This window comes from Candidatus Thermoplasmatota archaeon (assembly GCA_018814355.1).
GTDB lineage: Archaea > Thermoplasmatota > Thermoplasmata > UBA10834 > UBA10834 > COMBO-56-21.
In genome coordinates, this window is sequence record JAHIZT010000015.1 from 1 (window position 1) to 18,014 (window position 18,014).

The following is an 18,014-nucleotide window of genomic DNA, read 5'->3' on the forward strand; positions in this document are numbered from 1 at the left end:
GATCTGTGTCGATTCAAGGAATGCACGAAATCCAGAAGGACGAAACGATTTTGCATGAAGAATCGCTCGTGGTCGTCGGCGTAATCGCGAGAGCCGGCAACGACCTGGCATCGTCACACGAATCGTTCATGACATATGTGCTCGATTATGGCGAGCCTGGCTCCAGCATATTCTACAACAACATGGTGAACTTCCAGTCATTATTCATGCAGTTTCTCAGGGACTACAAGAATCAATATTCCCTAGCTGTGTCTCCGAACTTGGGCAACATCATCACAAGCCAGGGTCAAATGGCTCTGATCACGGAGGAGACCCGCGCGTATGGTGTCGTCGTGACGGAGTGGGAGAACTACTCAGATGAGACCACTATCACCATCAGCTTGCTACGCGCTGCTGACACTGCCTCTGCATACAACTCGGCGAAGAATGCATCGTTGCACATGCAGATCATCAACATGAACATGGAAGACCTCATCAACGTGAACAATGACGCTGCCGCGCTGACGGATGCAATGGTCCACAAGGCAACAAACAAGGCGATCTTGTACACTCTCGTTGGAGCTGCTGCGGTAGCTGTTGCGATCATCCTTTTGTCGTTCGTGTTCTCATCTAGCATGATGAAACCGATTGTGACTGTCTCGAAGACGGCCAAGACTATTGCTGATGGCAATTTCAGAACGCGATTGGAAATCAGGGCCTCGAGCGACGAGGTAGGAGACCTCGTGAGATCGATGAACATGTTGATCGACAACACCTCGAAACCCCTCATAGAGCTGACAGAGAGCGCACAAGCGATTGCTGGAGGGGATATGACAAGGGATATCAATGTCGTGGCGAAAGGCGATTTGGCTACGCTTGTCGAGGCGTTCAAGCAGATGAGACAGAACCTGTCGAAGCTCACCAACGAGATCAAGATAGCGTCGGAGTCTCTCAAGGATTCGTCCGCGTCATTTGCAGAGACCATCGGACACATGACCGAGAACACGCAACAGGTGTCCTCCGCTGCCGCCCAGGAATCCAAGAGCGCTCAAGCTGAGTCGATGAGAATCGATGAGATGGTCAGAATGCTTTCGGAACAGACCAAAGCAATCTACGATGTGGTCCAGAGCTCGCAGAACGCAGCTGGAGCATCTGCGAACGCCAGCGAAGTCGCTCAGAACGGCAGCAAGTCTGCCCAGATATCACTGGAGAAGATGAACTCGATGCTCAGAAACGTGGAGGACACCGCAGAGGCGATGAAGCTCCTCTCCAAGAAATCAAAAGAGATCTCGCAGGTCGTGTCAATAATTACCGACATCGCACATCAGACGAACCTGTTGTCGCTCAACGCTGCGATAGAGGCTGCGAGAGCCGGCGAACAGGGACGTGGGTTCGCAGTGGTCGCTGACGAGGTCAGGAAGCTTGCTGAGGGTTCTCGAAAAGCTGCAAACCAGATACAGCAGCTCATAGAGCTCGTCGAGAGCGATATCGATGATACGACCGACAAGATGGAACACACAATGAAGGATGCGTCGGAGAGCTCAAGGACCATTTCAGACTCGCTGAAATCCCTTGAGGACATTGCTGCGACAGTACAGGAGACGGCTGCAATGGTGCAGGAGATCAGCGCCTCTACCGAGGAGCAGAAGGCACTCACCGAGAGTCTGGCCAAATCCCTGGATGAGGTCGCAGCGATCTCGAAGGAGAACTCTGCCTCCTCGGAAGGTATTTCGGTATCGTCTGAGAACCTCGCGGCAGGGATGGAAGAGCTCACGGCATCGGCCCATGAGCTGGCAGATCTAGCAAACCAACTGAACGAGATCACGAAGCAGGTCGAATCCGCGAAGGCAACCGTCATGACCATACAAGAAAAAAGTGAGGGTAAGTGAAGCGCTGGAAGGCAGTGATCACCATGCTGGATACTGACACCCTGCAATATGTAGTCTTCCGCCTAGGCAAAGAAGAGTATGGATTTGATGTGGCCATCGTCAGGGAGATACACAACATCGAGGATGTCGCCAAGGTTCACAGAAGCGCTTCACACATCGAAGGAGTCATGAACCTCAGAGGGAAGCTTCTGACCGTCGTGAACCTCAGGAGAAGATTCGGGATGGAGCCGAACCCTGCCGCTGAGGGCAACGAGAAGATTGTGGTCGTCGATGCGACCGACGCTCCGGTCGGCTTCCTAGTTGATGAGGTTCTAGAAGTCGCTAGGTTCACAAAAGAGTCAGTTGAGAAAGCCCCGTCCTACGTGGCGAGTGGCATCGAGGCCCAGTACGTCCTCGGGATCGCCAAGCACGAAGACAGGCTCATCACGCTGATCGACCCGCTCAAGGTTCTGGAGCTGTCTGACGATTCAGAGCACAGTTCTGGAGGTAGTTGATATGGCCAAGATACTGGTTGTGGATGACTCGGAATTCATGCGAAAGGTTCTCAGGAACATACTCGAAGCTGGGGGACACAAGGTGATTGAGGCCAAGAACGCCGACGATGCTGTTGAGAGGTTCGGCAAGGAAGGAGCTGACGTGATCACAATGGACATTGTGATGCCCAAGCAGGACGGCATCGAGGCGGTCAAGAGGCTCAAGGAGGCTAACAGCAAGGCAAAGATCATCATGATCTCCGCGCTTGGCCATCAGAAGACCGTCATGCGATCGCTAGAGGCGGGTGCGGTGGATTTCATAATCAAGCCCTTCACGGCAGACGATGTGCTCGAGTCCGTGAATGCCGTGCTCCAGATGGAAGTCTGAGGTCGGGTGGATGCCTGAGAAGATCAAGGTCTTGATTGTCGACGACAGCGCGTACATGCGCGTCGTTCTCAAGGACATGCTGGAGTCTGACGCCGGCATATCTGTCGTGGGGAACGCCAAGGATGGGGTCGAGGCCATCGAGAAGGTCAAGACGCTAGTTCCAGACGTCGTTCTGCTCGACATACAGATGCCGAAGATGGACGGCATCGCTACATTGCAGAGGATCATGAAGGAGTCGCCTGCAAGGACGGTCATGCTCAGCGCAATGGACAAGGTTGACGACCAACTTCCACTCAGAGCGCTGGAGATGGGCGCTGTCGACTTCATCTCGAAGCCCAGCGGCCCCGTGTCCATCGATATCGTGCATTTCACCGGCAAGATAGTCGAGATTGTGAAGATCGCTGCGGAAGCGAAGATGGATGTCCTTAGAAGAACGAAGGAGCCTCTTAGCACGAAGAAGGTCCTTTCTGTCAAGAAAGAGGCTTTCAGAGGCCATAAGGTCGTGGCGATCGGCGCGTCGACGGGAGGCCCACGAGCCCTGGAGATAGTCTTCGCAGCCCTACCCAGAGATCTTCCTGCATCATTCATCATCGTTCAACACCTCCCTCCAGAATTCTCAACCTCTTTCGCGAGAAGACTGGATGCTGCGAATGGTCCCAGGGTCGTCATAGCCTGCGAAGGCGACAGAGTCGAGAAAGGAGTTGCATATCTGGCCCCCGGCAACAGGCACCTCAGACTCGGATGGAAAGGAGCAGCAAGCCTTGTCATCAGACTGGATGACGGCGAACCTGTGAACTTCGTCAGACCGTCTGTCGATGTCCTGTTCAGGAGTGCTGCGGAGTCGCTCAGGGAGAAACTGATGGTCGTTATTCTTACTGGCATGGGAATGGACGGCACGGCAGGAGCGATGGTGGTGAAGGCGTCCGGAGGTAGGGTCGTGGCTCAGGATGAGCACAGTTCAGTTGCGTTCGCCATGCCAAAATCCGCGATCGATGCGGGATTGGTGGACCAGATCTTGCCTTTGGATAAGATCGCGGAAGAGATAGTCAAATTCCTCCAGGAGTGAGCTAGTTGGCAAAGGACATCGACATGAACAAGTACTCGAAGCTGTTCGTTTCCGAAACGCGAGAGTCCTTGCGCATCATGAACGATGCGTTGCTGGAGCTCGAGAAGAGTCCAGAAAACAAGGAGTTGGTGGATCGGATATTCAGATCCGCGCACACGATCAAGGGCATGGCGGGGATGATGAATTTCAAAGCTGTCGTCGAGACAGCCCATGCCATAGAAGACGTGCTGGGAGGGATACGCGACGGCCGTCTACAGCTCAAGGAGAACGTCGTGGAGATCATTTTCAGCGGTTTCGACACCCTCGACGCTATGGTCGTTGCGGTCGAAGCATCTGCTGAAATCAGAGAGAATCCAAAACTGATCCAGCAGCTGCGAGGGCTGCTCTCCGGTGCCAGGGGACCTGCAACGCCCAAGAAGAAGACTCCCGAGATCGAGCCTGAACCAGTCAAACCCAAGACGACGACCGTTTCGATAAGGCTGGGAAGAAGGTGCTCACTCCCTTCTGCAAGGGCCATGGTGATTCTAAAGGAGCTTGGAAGAGCCTCCGAGATTGCAGGATCCAGCCCAACGGAGGCCGACATCGATCGTGAGCATGTCTTCGAGGAGTTGACGGTCGAGCTCGAGCCCACAGAGAAGTTCCAGGAGGCGCTCAGACGTGTCATTGCCATGTCAGATGTCGACGAGGTCTACGTCGGGATGACTGGAGAACCTAGAGAAAAATGGCACAAGATGACGAAGCAGGAGGCCAGCGCTGTGGCGGCTCCATCCGATGTTCTCCCCGCGCAGACTGTCAAAGTGGGAATGGACAAACTGGACGACCTGCTGGACAACGTTGGTGAGCTTGTCATCGGGCGGAGCAGGCTTCTCGATAAGGCCGCCTCGCGTGACGACTTCGAGCTCCGAGAGATATCCGCTCTGATCGACAAGCTCACTTCTGACATACAGTCCAAAGTCCTCGAGATCAGGATGATCCCCCTGGATGTTGTGATGAGCAGATTCCCTCGCATGGTCAGAGACATATCCAAGAACGAAGGAAAGGAGGTAGAACTCCTCGTCGAGGGGGGGAGCATTGAGCTCGACAGGACTGTCGTTGATAGGATAACCGAGCCCATGATGCACCTGCTTCGAAACTGCATCGACCATGGCATAGAGACGACGGATGAACGAATCCATGCGGGGAAGAAGGCGAAAGGACTGATCAGAATAGTCGCGTCGAAGCAGCAAGACCATGTGCTCATCGAGGTCTCGGACGACGGTAGAGGCATCGACTACGACCAGATCAGGAAGGCTGCCGTGAAGAAGAACGTGATGTCCCGGGGTCAGGCCGACTCGGCTTCTGGAAGGGAACTTCTTGACTTGCTTTTCAATCCGGGTTTCTCCACTAAGAGCCAAGTCACGGAGGTGTCTGGAAGAGGCGTTGGGCTTGACGTCGTCAAAAGAGCCGTCGAGGAACTAGGCGGAAGCGTGATGGTGGCCAGCTCGGAAGGTGCGGGAACCACTTTCTCGCTCTGGCTGCCATTCACTCTCGCGATAATCGAGGCGATGCTCGTCGGGATTGCAGACCAGACCTACGCAGTCGCGATGGGCACCATTGTAGAATCACACAAATTCGAGAAGGATGAAGTCAAGACTATCAGGGGCAGGGAGGTCGTGCAGCTCAGAGGAGAGGTCCTGCCTCTCATACGAATGCGGGAATTCTTCGGGATGGCAAAATCTCCCGAAACGCCGGAGGGCATGAACACCCTGGTGGTCCAGAGCAGGGACAGACGGGTTGCCCTGCGGGTCGATGAGCTAATCGGCCATCAACAGATAGTCGTGAAAGGGCTTGACAGACGGCTGAGGAAGGTTAGGGGGATATCGGGAGGAACGATTCTTGGCAGCGGCAGGATAGCGCTGATACTCGACGTCGATTCCATAATCGGAGGATGAGAGCAGTGACTGATGAAAAGACTGGAAAGGTCTTGGGAGTGATCATGGAATTCGCCAATATTGGCGCAGGCAGCGCTGCTACGGCGCTCTCGTCGCTCATGGATGTAGAGCTCATGAACGAAGTCACTTCATGCAACATACTCCCTATGTCCAAGGTGTCGGATTGGCTTGGCGGCGCGGACCAAATCGTCGCAGGCACGTACACATACCTCTGCGGCGACCTCAAGAGCGGCATACTCGTCGTTCTGCCGAACAAATCCGCGGTCACATTGCTCGAACACCTGACCAAGGAGAAAGTCGATATCGCCTCGCTGACGGAGCTACAAAAATCAGCGCTCAAGGAGGTCGGCAACATCTGCCTCTGTTGGTATCTCATCGCCGTCTCGAAGATGATAGATATCGATATGATTCCAGCGCCCCCGGACGCAACCGTGGACCTGCTCGGTGCTGTCCTTGACATCCCACTGGCTAGCTTGGCACAGAAGGTCGACACTGTCCTCGCGGTCCACACATGCTTCAAAGGGATCGACGAAGAGTTCGAGGGATACTTCCTGATGCTTCCCGAGGAATCGACGCTCAAACTGATCCTCGAGAGGATGGTGGAGCCCCGAAGATGAACCAGCCGCATACCGTCGGGATTGGACAGATGACCGTGTGCCGCGCGCCTGAGCAGATAGTTTGCTTGGGACTAGGTTCATGCGTTGCGATAATCTTGTACGATCCGGTGGCCCGGATAGGTGGAGTCGCTCACGTGCTGCTCCCGAAATCTCCGATCAAGTGCGACAACGAGGAGAAGTACGCTGATACTGGCACAAGGAAACTCGTCAAGGAGATGCTAAACCATGGCGCCAAGAAAGAGAGGTTGGTTGCCAAGCTGGTTGGTGGGGCGCAGATGTTTCCGAACCTGAACCTAGCGATCGCAAACATCGGCAGAGAGAACAGCATGACCGTCAGAAACATACTCAGGGAGTTCAAGATCAGAATCGTTGCCGAGGATCTCGAGGGGAATCGGGGCCGATCTACCTACTTCGACACATCAGATGGTCACGTGACTGTCAAGACGGCCTTCGAGCCAGTGAAGGTATTGTAGACGATTGTCAGAACGTTCGTGTTCTTCTCCGTGCAGTTGTGCTCTCTTCTTACTTCTCTTCCTACGCATCTCATCAACCATCACGACTACAGGCCTGACCCTGGAGTTTCAGAAAGGCTTTTGTACATGCAACCGCGTAGATACCGGTCGCCAGGAGAAGGCGGATGGCTGACGGTAGGTCTGCGTTCATCGCAGGCCGGCTGAGGAAAGTCCCCTCTCCGTGAGAAAGTGGGCTGTCAGAACAGCAGGGCGAGAGTCCTGGCAAGGGCGCAGAAACGACACAGTCCCGGGATAACGTGATGATTCCTCTGTGGATGAAGTCTCCCGGGGATTTGGTGAAACGGCGACTCCCCACTGGAGCAAGCTCAAACGGCCGAATCGATCTCTCATCGTCGGCGGGTAGAGTGCAATAGTCGAATGCCATCACCGTCGAGAGACGGGAACAGAAAGGGGCTTATGTCCTTCACCTGGCACATTCTTGACATACTGGCTTCGTACCACCCATAAAGGTCCTTACGGGCGTTACCTCTTAAATACCACGTGCACCGATTCATAACATGCATGCCGACCAAGAAATCAGGGCTGCGAATGGATTCGGAGGCACGGAGCGGCGAACTTCTTGCGCTCCTAGGACACGGAGATCTCGAGAGAGGAGAACGAGAGTTCGCAAGTAGGTTGGAACCTTTCGTCGCGTACCTCAACGTTCGCAATCGGTCGGAGTACACCATAGAGAGCTACGTTCGGAGCGTGAAACACCTTTGGTCATGGCTCTTGACAGAGAAACAGCTCAAGTCCGAAGCTCTGTTTGATCTTGGCACGTTCACACCAACCGTGTGTTCTGACTGGAAAGACTGGTTGCTCGCACGGTATCGCGATGACGGGCGTGCTACCGTTGTGATAAAAATCGCTGCCACGAATGCATTCCTAGACTTCCTATCCGAACTTCCAAAGAACTCCGATGTGCGACCACCGAAAAAGATCTCGAGCCCGACTGTAGACGCGCCCCAGGTTTTCATGATTGATGATCGGGACATGGAGCTGATGCAACTTGCGGCATCTGATCCCAGTTCGAGGATCTCGCACGAAGCGAGGGCCTTCTTCTGGGTTGCCGTGGACACATGGCAAAGAGTCGGATCCGTCACGAACCTTCTTCTTCGGGACCTCGACCTTGAACATCATCGTTTCAGCTTTCGGGCAAGCAAGATGAAGCAACGGCGTGCATTGGTACTGGATTCAATCTGTGAGCCTACATTCCCCTCGATAATGGCATATGTGCGCGAAGTGAATCCAGGATTCCAAAAAGAGCTCGAGGGTGAGCCGACCTACCTGTTCCCTGCGATGCGGTCTGTGCCAATCGTTCAGAGAGGTGGCTCCCGAAGGATGCAAGTGAAGCCCCTCCTCACCAAACCAATGGGCAAGGCGCGACCGACCCAGCTCCTCATGGAAGTTGCAGAAAAAGCGGGCACTTCAAAAGGTTGCCGGAACCGCCTTCACATGCACGCACTGAGAAGATGGGCGATAACCAGAGCATGGCAAGCAGGAATGTCACCATCAGAGATTGCGTCACGCAGCGGTCACCATGATCTAACGGTTCTGCAAGAACGATACATTCGACCAGAACCCAACCAAAAGAGATTCGAGGCCGCGATCATGATGGTGCGAAAGCCTACGGAATCCGGCCTTTCAGATGCGACGATTCCTGAGCAGCCGACCCCAAGATTGGACTCGGAACAGGTGGAATTTGCACGAAAGTTGAGGAAGCTCCTAGACTTGGCAGATAAGCTGTGACAAGCGTTCTCGCCTGAACCACCAGCCAATCTCTTGTCACATCGGGAATCGATTCATTGAGGAAACATGTTCCTGCCAGTTTGTTATGAGGCTTGTGAGCCGCCTTAAGCATTGCGGAGAATGTCCCTTCATGATACTTCTGGTCCAGCTGATGTATATAGTATCTCGCGAGCTCAGTCTCCGCTTTCTCGAGTTCTGACCAGAGAGCAACCTTGGCTTCACTCTTGAGCCGAAGACGAGGAGCGAAGCTGCCCAGCAAATCGTCCACGTGCCCGCAAATGGTCCGGTCTGTCAGATCTTTGCCGTTGATTATCAGAGGCATCCCTACCTTCCCCTTATTCTGATACGATCTGCCAGTATTTGGTACCTTCCTGACATAGTCGTGGCGATTATCAAGATGACCAAGGTGAGCTTCGAAAACACATACGCAAGTTTCCTCAGAAGTCTTTTGCACGGTGCCAATTCTGGTTATGTATACTACAGATAAAATCGGCGTGGGCCCAACCGGATTAGGACGGGTCAGACTGAATGGCTCACAGTTAAGAATTTCCGGTCTCGGAAATCTCATCGCCGAGGATGCGAGAGATGATACAAATCCCTTCTTCTTTCTTTTCATATCGCTACTATCGAGTTTGAACCCAGCATATGCCTTCTCAACCTAGCGAAGAAGCTTAGTACCTGCTATATCGATGCCCCATGGGGGAGGACATGGGGAGTTTCAGTCTTTCTGAGCGCGAGCATACTAGTTTGACTGGTAGATCATGCCGAACAAGTTCAATCGCAGGCAGGCGGGAACGGCGTCTTAGGATGCCAGTGTCTGTGACTTTGTCAACAGACTGGGGCTTGCAGAACAAAGTCCGTGAAGGAGTCAACCAAGGGGGTGTCTCATTCGATAGGACTGTACATTCTGGATATGGATACGCAAATTGGAACGGCGGCTTCAAAGGATGGCGGGTGGCGTCTGCGCTAGTTGTCGCCCTACTGTTTGTCATGGCCCCGGTCGGATCGGGAATCGTGACTGCGGCATTCTCGGTTGGATCCACCGACCATCGCGCGATTGAGTTGGCCACATCAGGTGGCTCCTTCTATGAGGATTTCAACGGGTATTCTTCGATTAGTGATCCAAGTTTCCAGTCAATTTGGACAATGTGGAAGCCTTCAGATTGGTACGGAAGCGTGTCTACTTCGCTCGAGACGGTGGGAATAGGTGATAAGGTCCTAAGATGTGATATCACAAACACACCATCTACCGCAACCTGTGTCGATTTTGAAGCAAAGGACGCAATCGCCTCTGATTTCAGCCTGGACTTTGACCTCAAGGATTTCAACAGAGGCTCGGGTGGACCGACTCTGGTGATGTACGCTGGAGTTGATTTCAGAGCCGGCGATCAGAGCTGCTATCGATTCGCAATTCTCTACTCGCAAGAGTTGAATAGCATCAGGGAGGTCCTGAACATGGTTCCGGATCGACACTCCTGGCCACAACATCCCACAAGTCTCGGATTCACATCTTGGAGGACTCCTTCGTTCCCCCAGGCGCATCATTATAGAATTGAGTGCACCGGAAGCGGAATATCAGTTTTCAGTGATTTTGCCACAATACCGATAATCACCGCAACAGATACTTCTCTGACTTCGGGATACATCGGAACTTATTTCGAGTCTGGTAACGGCGATGGAGGAGCCATCCACGCATGGGCTAGCTTTGACAATATTCAGTTGATATCTGGGGCTTCAGGCGATCCTGGAGACAGCAGCAGTCTCGCTATCGGATCTGGCACTGGGGCATTCTCAGGAGTCTCTCCTTCTAACAAGCAGATTACCGTAAGTCCAGGGGCGAGCATTTCTGGTACCGTCACGATGACAGCAGTGAGCACCTGGGCATCTTCTGCAGTGATAACCCTCGCAGGAACCCCGTCCTGGGGGACGCACAGCACTTCTTATTTCGAGGTTGGCTGGCTCTCTACTCCTGCGACTTCAACGGTGACTGCGACAATCAGCCTCACTGCGCCGTCGACCTCGGGAACATACTACGTAATCTTCCTGTTCAGTGGAGAGTTCAATGGAGCGCAGGTCGCTTCTCTGACAAACTGGGCCTACGGTGCTGCAGTCTGGGATGATGGCAACGACATTGCTGACTTCAGTGCAACCCAAGTCGCTGAGGCACAGAGCGCTGGGAGAACATCCGTCCTCTACCTGATGGAGGGAGGATACCAATGGATCAACCGTCCAGCAGATGCCGTAACGGTGGTGGTTTCTGGTGTCGTCAATCCCGATCTTGAGGTGAACCCACCGACTGTCGTTCAAGTCAATTGGAATTCCGACGTTGATAGCGATGGCATTCTAGACCTAGTTGCTGGGAAGGCAACCGCTGCGTTTGCCTGGATTACCATCTCTGGCCATCTGGACAGCTCGCAGCAAGTTGGCGTCAAATGGGAATGCGGCGATGTCACGTCGACTTCAGAGTACACCGTTGGCGAATTGATGACGAAAGACGGGCTTATCGAGTTCTATTTCAATGCCCCCAAGACACCGGGACTTGTTCTTGTTATCGTCCGCGTGGACTACTCGAATATGATTGTCGAATCAGATGAGACCAACAATGAGAAGTACTCATTTGTCGAAGTCAAGCAAACGAACGATTTGAGCGTGGCATATATTCCCCTGGAGTATCTCGGGGCTGGTCTCCCACCGTACTACTATGAAACCTGCAGTCAGAGCTTCGCCTTCCTGACCAAGACATATCCAGTTGCCGAGAATCGATTCACGAGCACGGTAATCAGTGACTCATTGATTGCCTCAAGTAACACCCAGTGGAGAATCGACATGGTTTCTCTGTGGCTGATGGGGCAGCTTCGCACACTCGGGTCTGCCGATCGAATTGTGGGTATAGTGCCCGATTACTACTTCCCCGAACATTACCCGGGAGCTGTTGGGCTGTATTATCCAAGCGTCTCTGGAGCATCATTCGTACAGGATGGATATTGGACAACCGTTGCCCATGAGATAGGACATTCATTCGGTCTGAGAACTGATGTAGAGGAATACGATCTACCTGCGTATAAAGACGCAGCCGCACCAGCAAGCGGATTCAATGTTGCGGACAGGACGAAGATCAATAACGGATACTGTTTCATGGGTGTCAACGACTTCAGAAGTTACTCTGTCAACGGTCATACTGAGTGGATTGAGAACTCCTGCTACGAGCACCTCTTTTCAGAATTCAGACAAGACAAAAATGACCCTTCCGTGCTCCTCATAAGCGGCATCATTCAGGATGGGACGGTGAATCTCAACAAATGGTACTGGCTGCCGCATGGTACTGTCAGCGCTATCGCTCCAGGCGATTGCTCGATTCAGTTGTTGGGCGCGGACGGCGAAGTATTGTCTGAAGTTCCCTTCGAAGCTGATTCGAGAGTCTACGCCGATCCAGTAGGAGCCGTCGAGTCCGACTTGATAGCGTTTGCGTTGAAGATACCGTTTGTTGACAACTGTACATCCGTGCGTGTGAATCTGGCCGAGGGCGTTGTCCTTACTGTCAATCCATTCTCCAAACTGCTGAGCGATGCAATTGACTTAATACCAAGCAGTGGGTTTGTGAAAAACGCTCAACAACTAAGAAACGCACTACACAACAAGGTCGCCGAATTCGAGGAAAAGATGAATGCTGGCCTGACAATTGACGCAATGAACAAGTTGAAGAACGATATCAAGGACAAGATTCAGAATTGGCTTCGCAACGGCTATTCAACGAGCAGCCCCTTTCAGCTGACAAAGATGCAGATACTGAGTCTGATAGATGATTTGCTGGCAAGGCTGAGCTCTCAGATAACCTAGGAGATCGGAGACTACTGATTTCATCATAAGGAGGAGAGGATAAGAAAGACCGACTATTGCCAGTGCATTGCCCAGGCATATGTAGCATGCGACAGAAGAGTCGTGACTCATTGCAACCTCCGTGCATATAGGTGTTTGTGTCCCTCACTTGACACTTTATGTAATGCTCCGTGTGTCATGAAACTGCGAACAGGGGCTGAAGAATGGCGACCCAGACTCCACTTCAGTCCTCTTCTTTCCGAAACATCATCGCAGGTTTATGTCTCATTCGAGAATCGACATGCAACGCCAGACACCCAGATATGAGGTGTCAGACACCCAGATATGTGTATTGTTTCATATAGCCAGATGATAATAAAAAGATTCGGGCGCAGACTCATAACCTGACGGCATAGCACAGTGGCGAAGCAATGAAGCAATATGCCCAGTATCAGAAAGCGGTCGTTTTTCCGAAAACGGAAAGAATCGACTCAGAGCCAGATGAGAGGAGTGGGCCCAACCGGGCCTGCACCTGTTGCGAGCCAGATATTCTATCTCGGATTTCAATTCCTGTGAGACAATGCAAGGCCAGTTCTCAAAACCCTTTAACTTTTTTCTCAATCCCGGATATTGACCCGGAATCTACCGGCAATAAGACCTGGATTCGCGAAAAGTCAACGGGCGTAGGCAAACCTCATAGGTCATGAGAACGATTGAGGAATCGGGACAATCAGATGACAGATGTGTATGAATGCAGTGTGTGTCACGTATTGTTTGCTAAGCACGCTCCTCAGTGCCCTGTCTGTCATCGAGGAGCATTGACGAAGGTCGGGGCTCTGTTGCCCCCTGCTGAGCAATCTAATGAGAATCAAGTGACGACGAAAGCGGCAGCGAGCAAAGTGCAATTCAGGTAACCGCGAGAGAACACCCGGTGCCATCTCACCATCCGGAATGTGAGCATGAGCAAGATGAAACAGGTCCCTAGTCATTTGAAAAGAGATTCCACGCCTAGTAGTCCCAGACCAGACAAGATCGCGATTATTGTAGACCACGTTAGCACACCAACACCCATCCAGAGGATCAGTCTGACTCTGCTGACGCCAAGGGAAATCCCGAATGCAGCTCCAAAAAGAGGACCAACCAACAAAGGAGCAAGGAGGCCGAATCCAGCGACCCCATACTTCTGCCACATGCTCCACATTCGCCCGGTCCTTTTCGCTTTTTCCCGAGTTCGGTAACGGTTCACCAGGGAGCTCCTTATATGCTCGCCCAGATAAGATACGAATAACACGCCTGTCATCGCACCAAGGGTCGCGACCGCAGCTGTCGCCACAGGATGAACCCCCATAGCAACGCCTACAGGAATCGCTGCCCATAGTTCCACTATGCCAAGTGCATACACAACTACGAAGATGTACACAAATTCCATCCCGTATCGTCTCCCTCAGGAACGCTCCTTTCCTCGGTCAGCAAATTACCAATGAGTACTTTGTTCTTCTCACGGATTGCCAGTGGCTGTCAACCTAGCACCTACTCTAATCGGACAATTCCTCGTTTGAAACTGCAGACGCGTGTGAATGAGTTGGTCCTGGCTATTAATCCGGAATCTCCCGGCGATCACAGACGGGAACACCTCCGACCCGATGCGGTGCAAGGACGACTGAATCGGGATCCTCATCCTGAACATACTGGTGGTGGTCAGTGAGGAGGTCGAGCGGGAGCTGGCGGCGATGATGAGCTAATTATCTGCCACAGCGTCCAAGACCCTAGGAATCAATCCGAGCAAAAACGATCTAGTTGATTCTGAGCAATCTCTGTCTGGCTATGCGTGATTGTTGACCGAAGGAAGTTTGAGCCTATGAAGAGCCAGTATTTCGTGTCTTGTTGTCAATCAACAAGAAATGAGCCCAGAGATGAATCCAGTCTCTGCGCTCGCTCTCTGCGAAGGCTAGAGCTTCCTATCTCCGGAAGCCTCCATGGATACAGGGGGCGCACAGGCTCTGTAGAACTACAGACGCATGAGCATAAGGTGCTCATCGAAATACTTCGAACCTTCTCTGACAGAACGCGGTATGCGCCCGATCTCAACGAACCCCAGTTTCTGGTAGAGCATCGAAGCCCGTTTGTTATAGTCCAGAAAAGAGAGTTCAATCGTGTCTAACCCGGGCATTCGTTTTCTTGCCAGCTCAATCGTTTTCTTTGTAAGTGCTTCTCCAATCCCTTTGCCTCTCCACTCCTCGGCAAGCGCGATACCCAGAACTGCCCTATGGGAACGTTTGTCCTTGCGACGCTCAACATGACAATTCCCTACAATCGCTCCATCAACCTCGACGACGAGCATTACCGTTGTCCTTCTCCTGATTCCCGTCAGTATGTTCTTCAGCCACACTTTCTCATCTTTCAGTGTCACTCTCTTGTTGACTGTTATTCCTGACATTGGCTCCACAGCAATCTGGTTTATGAACCTCATTAGAGCTCTAGCGTCCAAGGACCGAGGTTCCCGAAAGGTCACCTCTTGGTTGTCTCTTGTCCGGAACCTAGATGAGACCATGATGCTCGAAATGGCCTAGGTATTCAAAAGGATTGTGAAATGCCCCTGGAAAGAGGTCCTGGATTTTGTGATGATTCATGAGGAATGAAGAGACGCGAAGTGGATTGAAGGGGATTTGAACCCGACCCAGACATTCGCGTCTTGATCTCAACAGTAACGAAGAAAGCACTCGTGGTTCTCGAGATGGCCAAGCGCCGTGGGCGGTTCTGTTGACAGACCATTGGTCCTGAGCCAATGCCCGGAGGGAATGAGAGCCTAGGCCAGCTCGTCGGGATGGCCTGAGAGCGGGAGATGCGGTGCCACTGGGAAGGAGCTGCCGGTTCTTCCTCAGCTTGGAGAGGGCAGAGAGCATCGACTGGCAGTTCTTTGGCGCATAGGCGTTGACGTCGTTGTTCCAATAGCCCTAGACTTCATCGACTGGCAGTTCTGAAAGTGTTCCTGCCCAAGTTGAGCTCTCCTCCGCGGAGTAGTCGTGACCATACCAGTGCTTCGTGCCGTGGCTTGCGGACGGAAGGAGAAGATTAATCCCCTTCTCCTGCACAATGTGTCCTTTGATATCATGGGCAAGTGCAGCCTCTGCGGTGATGACGAGAAGCATATCTCTTTCAATCTTAGCCTATGCTCTGCCTGTGCGAGAAAGAGAGAGTCGAGGGAGATAGCGGAGCGAGTGCATCAGAAATCTATTGAAGGTTTCTCGCTCAGGAAGCCAAGCGGGACTGGCTCTGCATGCAGTCAATGCGTGAATCACTGCCACATGTCCGAGAACGAGAGAGGACTCTGCGGCCTGAGGAGCAATCAGGGAGGAGTGGTCCGTCCCCTGCTCTCAGAAGAGGCGGTGGTGGATTGGTACTACGATCCCCTGCCAACCAACTGCGTGGCCGAGTGGATATGTCCCGCCACTGAGGGAAACGCTCTGGGGAAGAACCTCGCGGTGTTCTTCCACGGCTGTACCTTCGATTGCGTGTTCTGCCAGAACTGGCAACACAAGATGGGAGTGAAAGAGCTCAAGCCTCGGAGGACTGTGGACCAGCTAGTGCGAGCTATCGATCACGACACGCATTGCATCTGCTTCTTCGGTGGAGACCCTACCCCACAGCTCGAGTATGCGTTCCAAGCTTGTGAGAAGCTGATTGAGAAAGGAAAGGGAGTCCCAAGGATCTGCTGGGAGACCAACGGCTCCATGTCACCTGACCTGGCCAAGAGGATCACGGAGTACTCGTTTCGGACAGGCGGGACTGTCAAGTTCGATTTGAAGGCCATTGACGAGAACCTCCACTTTGCCCTGTGCGGTACATCCAACAAGCAGACCCTGCACAACTTCCTCGCTCTGTCGAAGCGTTTGGTGGAATTTGGACGGCCCTTCCTAGTGGCCAGCACATTGCTTGTTCCGGGCTATGTCGATGCAAAGGAGGTTGGAAGTATTGCCAGATTCGTTGCAGATCTGAATCCGGAAATCCCGTACTCCCTGCTTGCATTCCATCCGGACTACTTGATGACCGATCTCCCGTTCACATCTAAGGCCGAAGCTGATGCAGCCCTTGCTGCCGCTCGGGGTGCGGGCCTTAGAAATGTGCACGTGGGGAATGTTCACATATTGGATTGAGGATCGCTGGACAAGGCCAGTCGTCTGACTTTTTCTTGTCTTTCCGCTTCGGCTCGTTGAAGTGGACGGTGAGGTTGCATCAGGAATCCATAGTCTTGCCCAACTGTCTCGGCGAGACTCTTATCGTATTGTATGGAATTAGGTTTCGAGGATGTACGACCCCGCGAAGCTGGCAAAGGAAGTCGAGGAGGTAGTCTGTTCTGGTGACAGAAGACGCTACTACCGGTTCAGGCCCGCCAGGTTCTATGGGGGAATATCCACGGCCGACTGTGTCGGCTGCTGCCTCAGGTGTGTGTTCTGCTGGTCTTTCAGAGAGGTGGCCAATCCTCATAAGTTCGGCAGCATGTACTCTCCCGAGGAAGTCGCGAGCAAGCTTGTCTCGATGGCGAAGAGGAAAGGTTTTCGGCAGATAAGGGTGAGTGGGAACGAGCCGACAATCGGCCGGGAGCACCTGATCAAAGTGCTCGAGCTCATACCTGCTCAGTACCTCTTCATACTCGAGACGAACGGCATCCTGGTAGGCAGCGATCCCAGCTATGCGGACGAGCTGTCGAGGTTTCCAAATCTCCACGTGAGGGTGAGCTTGAAGGGTGCGTCGGAAGAGGAATTCTCGAGATTGACTGGGGCGGTGCCGGAGGGATTCGAGCTGCAGCTCAATGCATTAGAGAATCTGAGAAGACATGGCGTAAGAACGCATGCAGCGTGCATGGTCAGCTTCAGCAATGAAGAGAGTGTGCGTTCCTTGAGGCGGAGGCTAGGGAGTATTGATCCCGAGTTCGAGGATTTCGAGGTTGAGGAGCTGATACTCTATCCTTCCGTCGAGGCGAGGCTGCAGAAATCTGGAGTGAACTACTTCACATCGCACATGCCAGACAGAGTCCCTCCGGAGCAGGTGTGAGCTAGCTATGAACCCGGCTTCCGAGGCATTCGAACTCGCTCAATGCTCACACCTGAGCATTTGGCGCTCATCGCTCATGAAGTCTGCCAGGCGATGAATGACTCCGTGCAACAGACTTGAAATACTAAGAGGCTGCATAGTAATGAACCCCCCTAGACAAGACATGGTTTTAGGCATCCGTTCGGAGACGTCATTTCCATGATCTTGCCAAGAGTGTGGGAGGAGGAAATGTAGATGGAGCAAGAGTTTAGCGTCAAGCTGCCCAACAAGCCAGGAGAGGTCGCTCGATTGACGGAGAAGCTGCATGAGGCAAACATAAACATAAGAGCCATTTCGACCGAGCCCCATGCCGAGGTCGTGCGCCTTGTGAGTGCGGATCCCGAGAAGACCAGGGAGATACTAAAGAAGGCGGAAATGCAGTTCTCTGTGAGGAACGTCCTCGTGGTAAAGCTGGAGGACAAGCCCGGCGAACTCGCGCGGGTCACAAGGATCTTGGCAAATGAGGGCATAAACCTCGACGCGGCATACATGTTCGACAAAGA

General features: G+C 52.9%; 14 protein-coding genes and 1 other RNA gene. 13 read left to right on the forward strand and 2 right to left on the reverse strand.

The window, feature by feature from the left end:
* From KJ653_00455 to KJ653_00500, 10 genes are all read left to right on the forward strand, one after another.
* Positions 1-1,868, forward strand: a 1,868-nt coding sequence (locus KJ653_00455; protein MBU0684312.1) for a methyl-accepting chemotaxis protein, incomplete at its 5' end; no start/stop codon positions are given.
* Positions 1,865-2,362: a chemotaxis protein CheW gene (locus tag KJ653_00460; GenBank protein ID MBU0684313.1), complete on the forward strand. Its 498-nt coding sequence runs from the start codon at positions 1,865-1,867 to the stop codon at positions 2,360-2,362. The genes KJ653_00455 and KJ653_00460, both read left to right, overlap by 4 nt.
* 1 nt (position 2,363) lies before the next feature.
* Entirely contained in the window at positions 2,364-2,729 is a 366-nt protein-coding gene (locus KJ653_00465; GenBank protein ID MBU0684314.1) for a response regulator, read from the forward strand.
* 10 nt (positions 2,730-2,739) lie between these two features.
* Positions 2,740-3,795 (forward strand): chemotaxis response regulator protein-glutamate methylesterase, encoded by a 1,056-nt coding sequence (locus tag KJ653_00470; protein MBU0684315.1) that lies wholly within the window; start codon positions 2,740-2,742, stop codon positions 3,793-3,795.
* Positions 3,796-3,800: 5 nt separating this feature from the next.
* Entirely contained in the window at positions 3,801-5,726 is a 1,926-nt protein-coding gene (locus KJ653_00475) for a chemotaxis protein CheA (protein MBU0684316.1), read from the forward strand.
* Between the two features lie 5 nt (positions 5,727-5,731).
* Positions 5,732-6,343, forward strand: coding sequence for a chemotaxis protein CheC (locus KJ653_00480; GenBank protein MBU0684317.1), 612 nt, complete (start codon positions 5,732-5,734; stop codon positions 6,341-6,343).
* Positions 6,340-6,816, forward strand: coding sequence for a chemotaxis protein CheD (locus KJ653_00485; protein ID MBU0684318.1), 477 nt, complete (start codon positions 6,340-6,342; stop codon positions 6,814-6,816). The genes KJ653_00480 and KJ653_00485 overlap by 4 nt, the downstream gene beginning before the upstream one ends.
* A 152-nt stretch (positions 6,817-6,968) precedes the next feature.
* Positions 6,969-7,285: RNase P RNA component (rnpB, locus tag KJ653_00490), an RNA gene on the forward strand.
* 92 nt (positions 7,286-7,377) lie between these two features.
* The gene (locus KJ653_00495) at positions 7,378-8,604 is read left to right on the forward strand and encodes a site-specific integrase (protein ID MBU0684319.1); all 1,227 of its coding nucleotides are present in this window, start codon (positions 7,378-7,380) and stop codon (positions 8,602-8,604) included.
* Positions 8,605-9,558: 954 nt separating this feature from the next.
* Positions 9,559-12,441, forward strand: coding sequence for a hypothetical protein (locus tag KJ653_00500; protein MBU0684320.1), 2,883 nt, complete (start codon positions 9,559-9,561; stop codon positions 12,439-12,441).
* Positions 12,442-13,405: 964 nt separating this feature from the next.
* On the opposite strand, the gene KJ653_00505 is transcribed toward KJ653_00500, so the two are convergent.
* Both KJ653_00505 and KJ653_00510 read right to left on the reverse strand, forming a co-directional pair.
* Positions 13,406-13,849, reverse strand: a complete 444-nt coding sequence (locus tag KJ653_00505) for a small multi-drug export protein (GenBank protein ID MBU0684321.1) — start codon at positions 13,847-13,849, stop codon at positions 13,406-13,408.
* 579 nt (positions 13,850-14,428) lie between these two features.
* Entirely contained in the window at positions 14,429-14,908 is a 480-nt protein-coding gene (locus KJ653_00510) for a GNAT family N-acetyltransferase (protein MBU0684322.1), read from the reverse strand.
* A 622-nt stretch (positions 14,909-15,530) separates the two neighbouring features.
* Here KJ653_00510 and KJ653_00515 point away from each other — a divergent pair.
* The 3 genes from KJ653_00515 to KJ653_00525 form a co-directional block, all read left to right on the forward strand.
* On the forward strand, positions 15,531-16,574 hold the full coding sequence (locus tag KJ653_00515) for a radical SAM protein (GenBank protein ID MBU0684323.1): 1,044 nt from the start codon (positions 15,531-15,533) through the stop codon (positions 16,572-16,574).
* 151 nt (positions 16,575-16,725) lie between these two features.
* Positions 16,726-17,472, forward strand: a complete 747-nt coding sequence (locus KJ653_00520) for a radical SAM protein (protein MBU0684324.1) — start codon at positions 16,726-16,728, stop codon at positions 17,470-17,472.
* A 234-nt stretch (positions 17,473-17,706) separates the two neighbouring features.
* On the forward strand, positions 17,707-18,014 hold a 308-nt coding region (locus KJ653_00525), incomplete at its 3' end, for an ACT domain-containing protein (GenBank protein ID MBU0684325.1).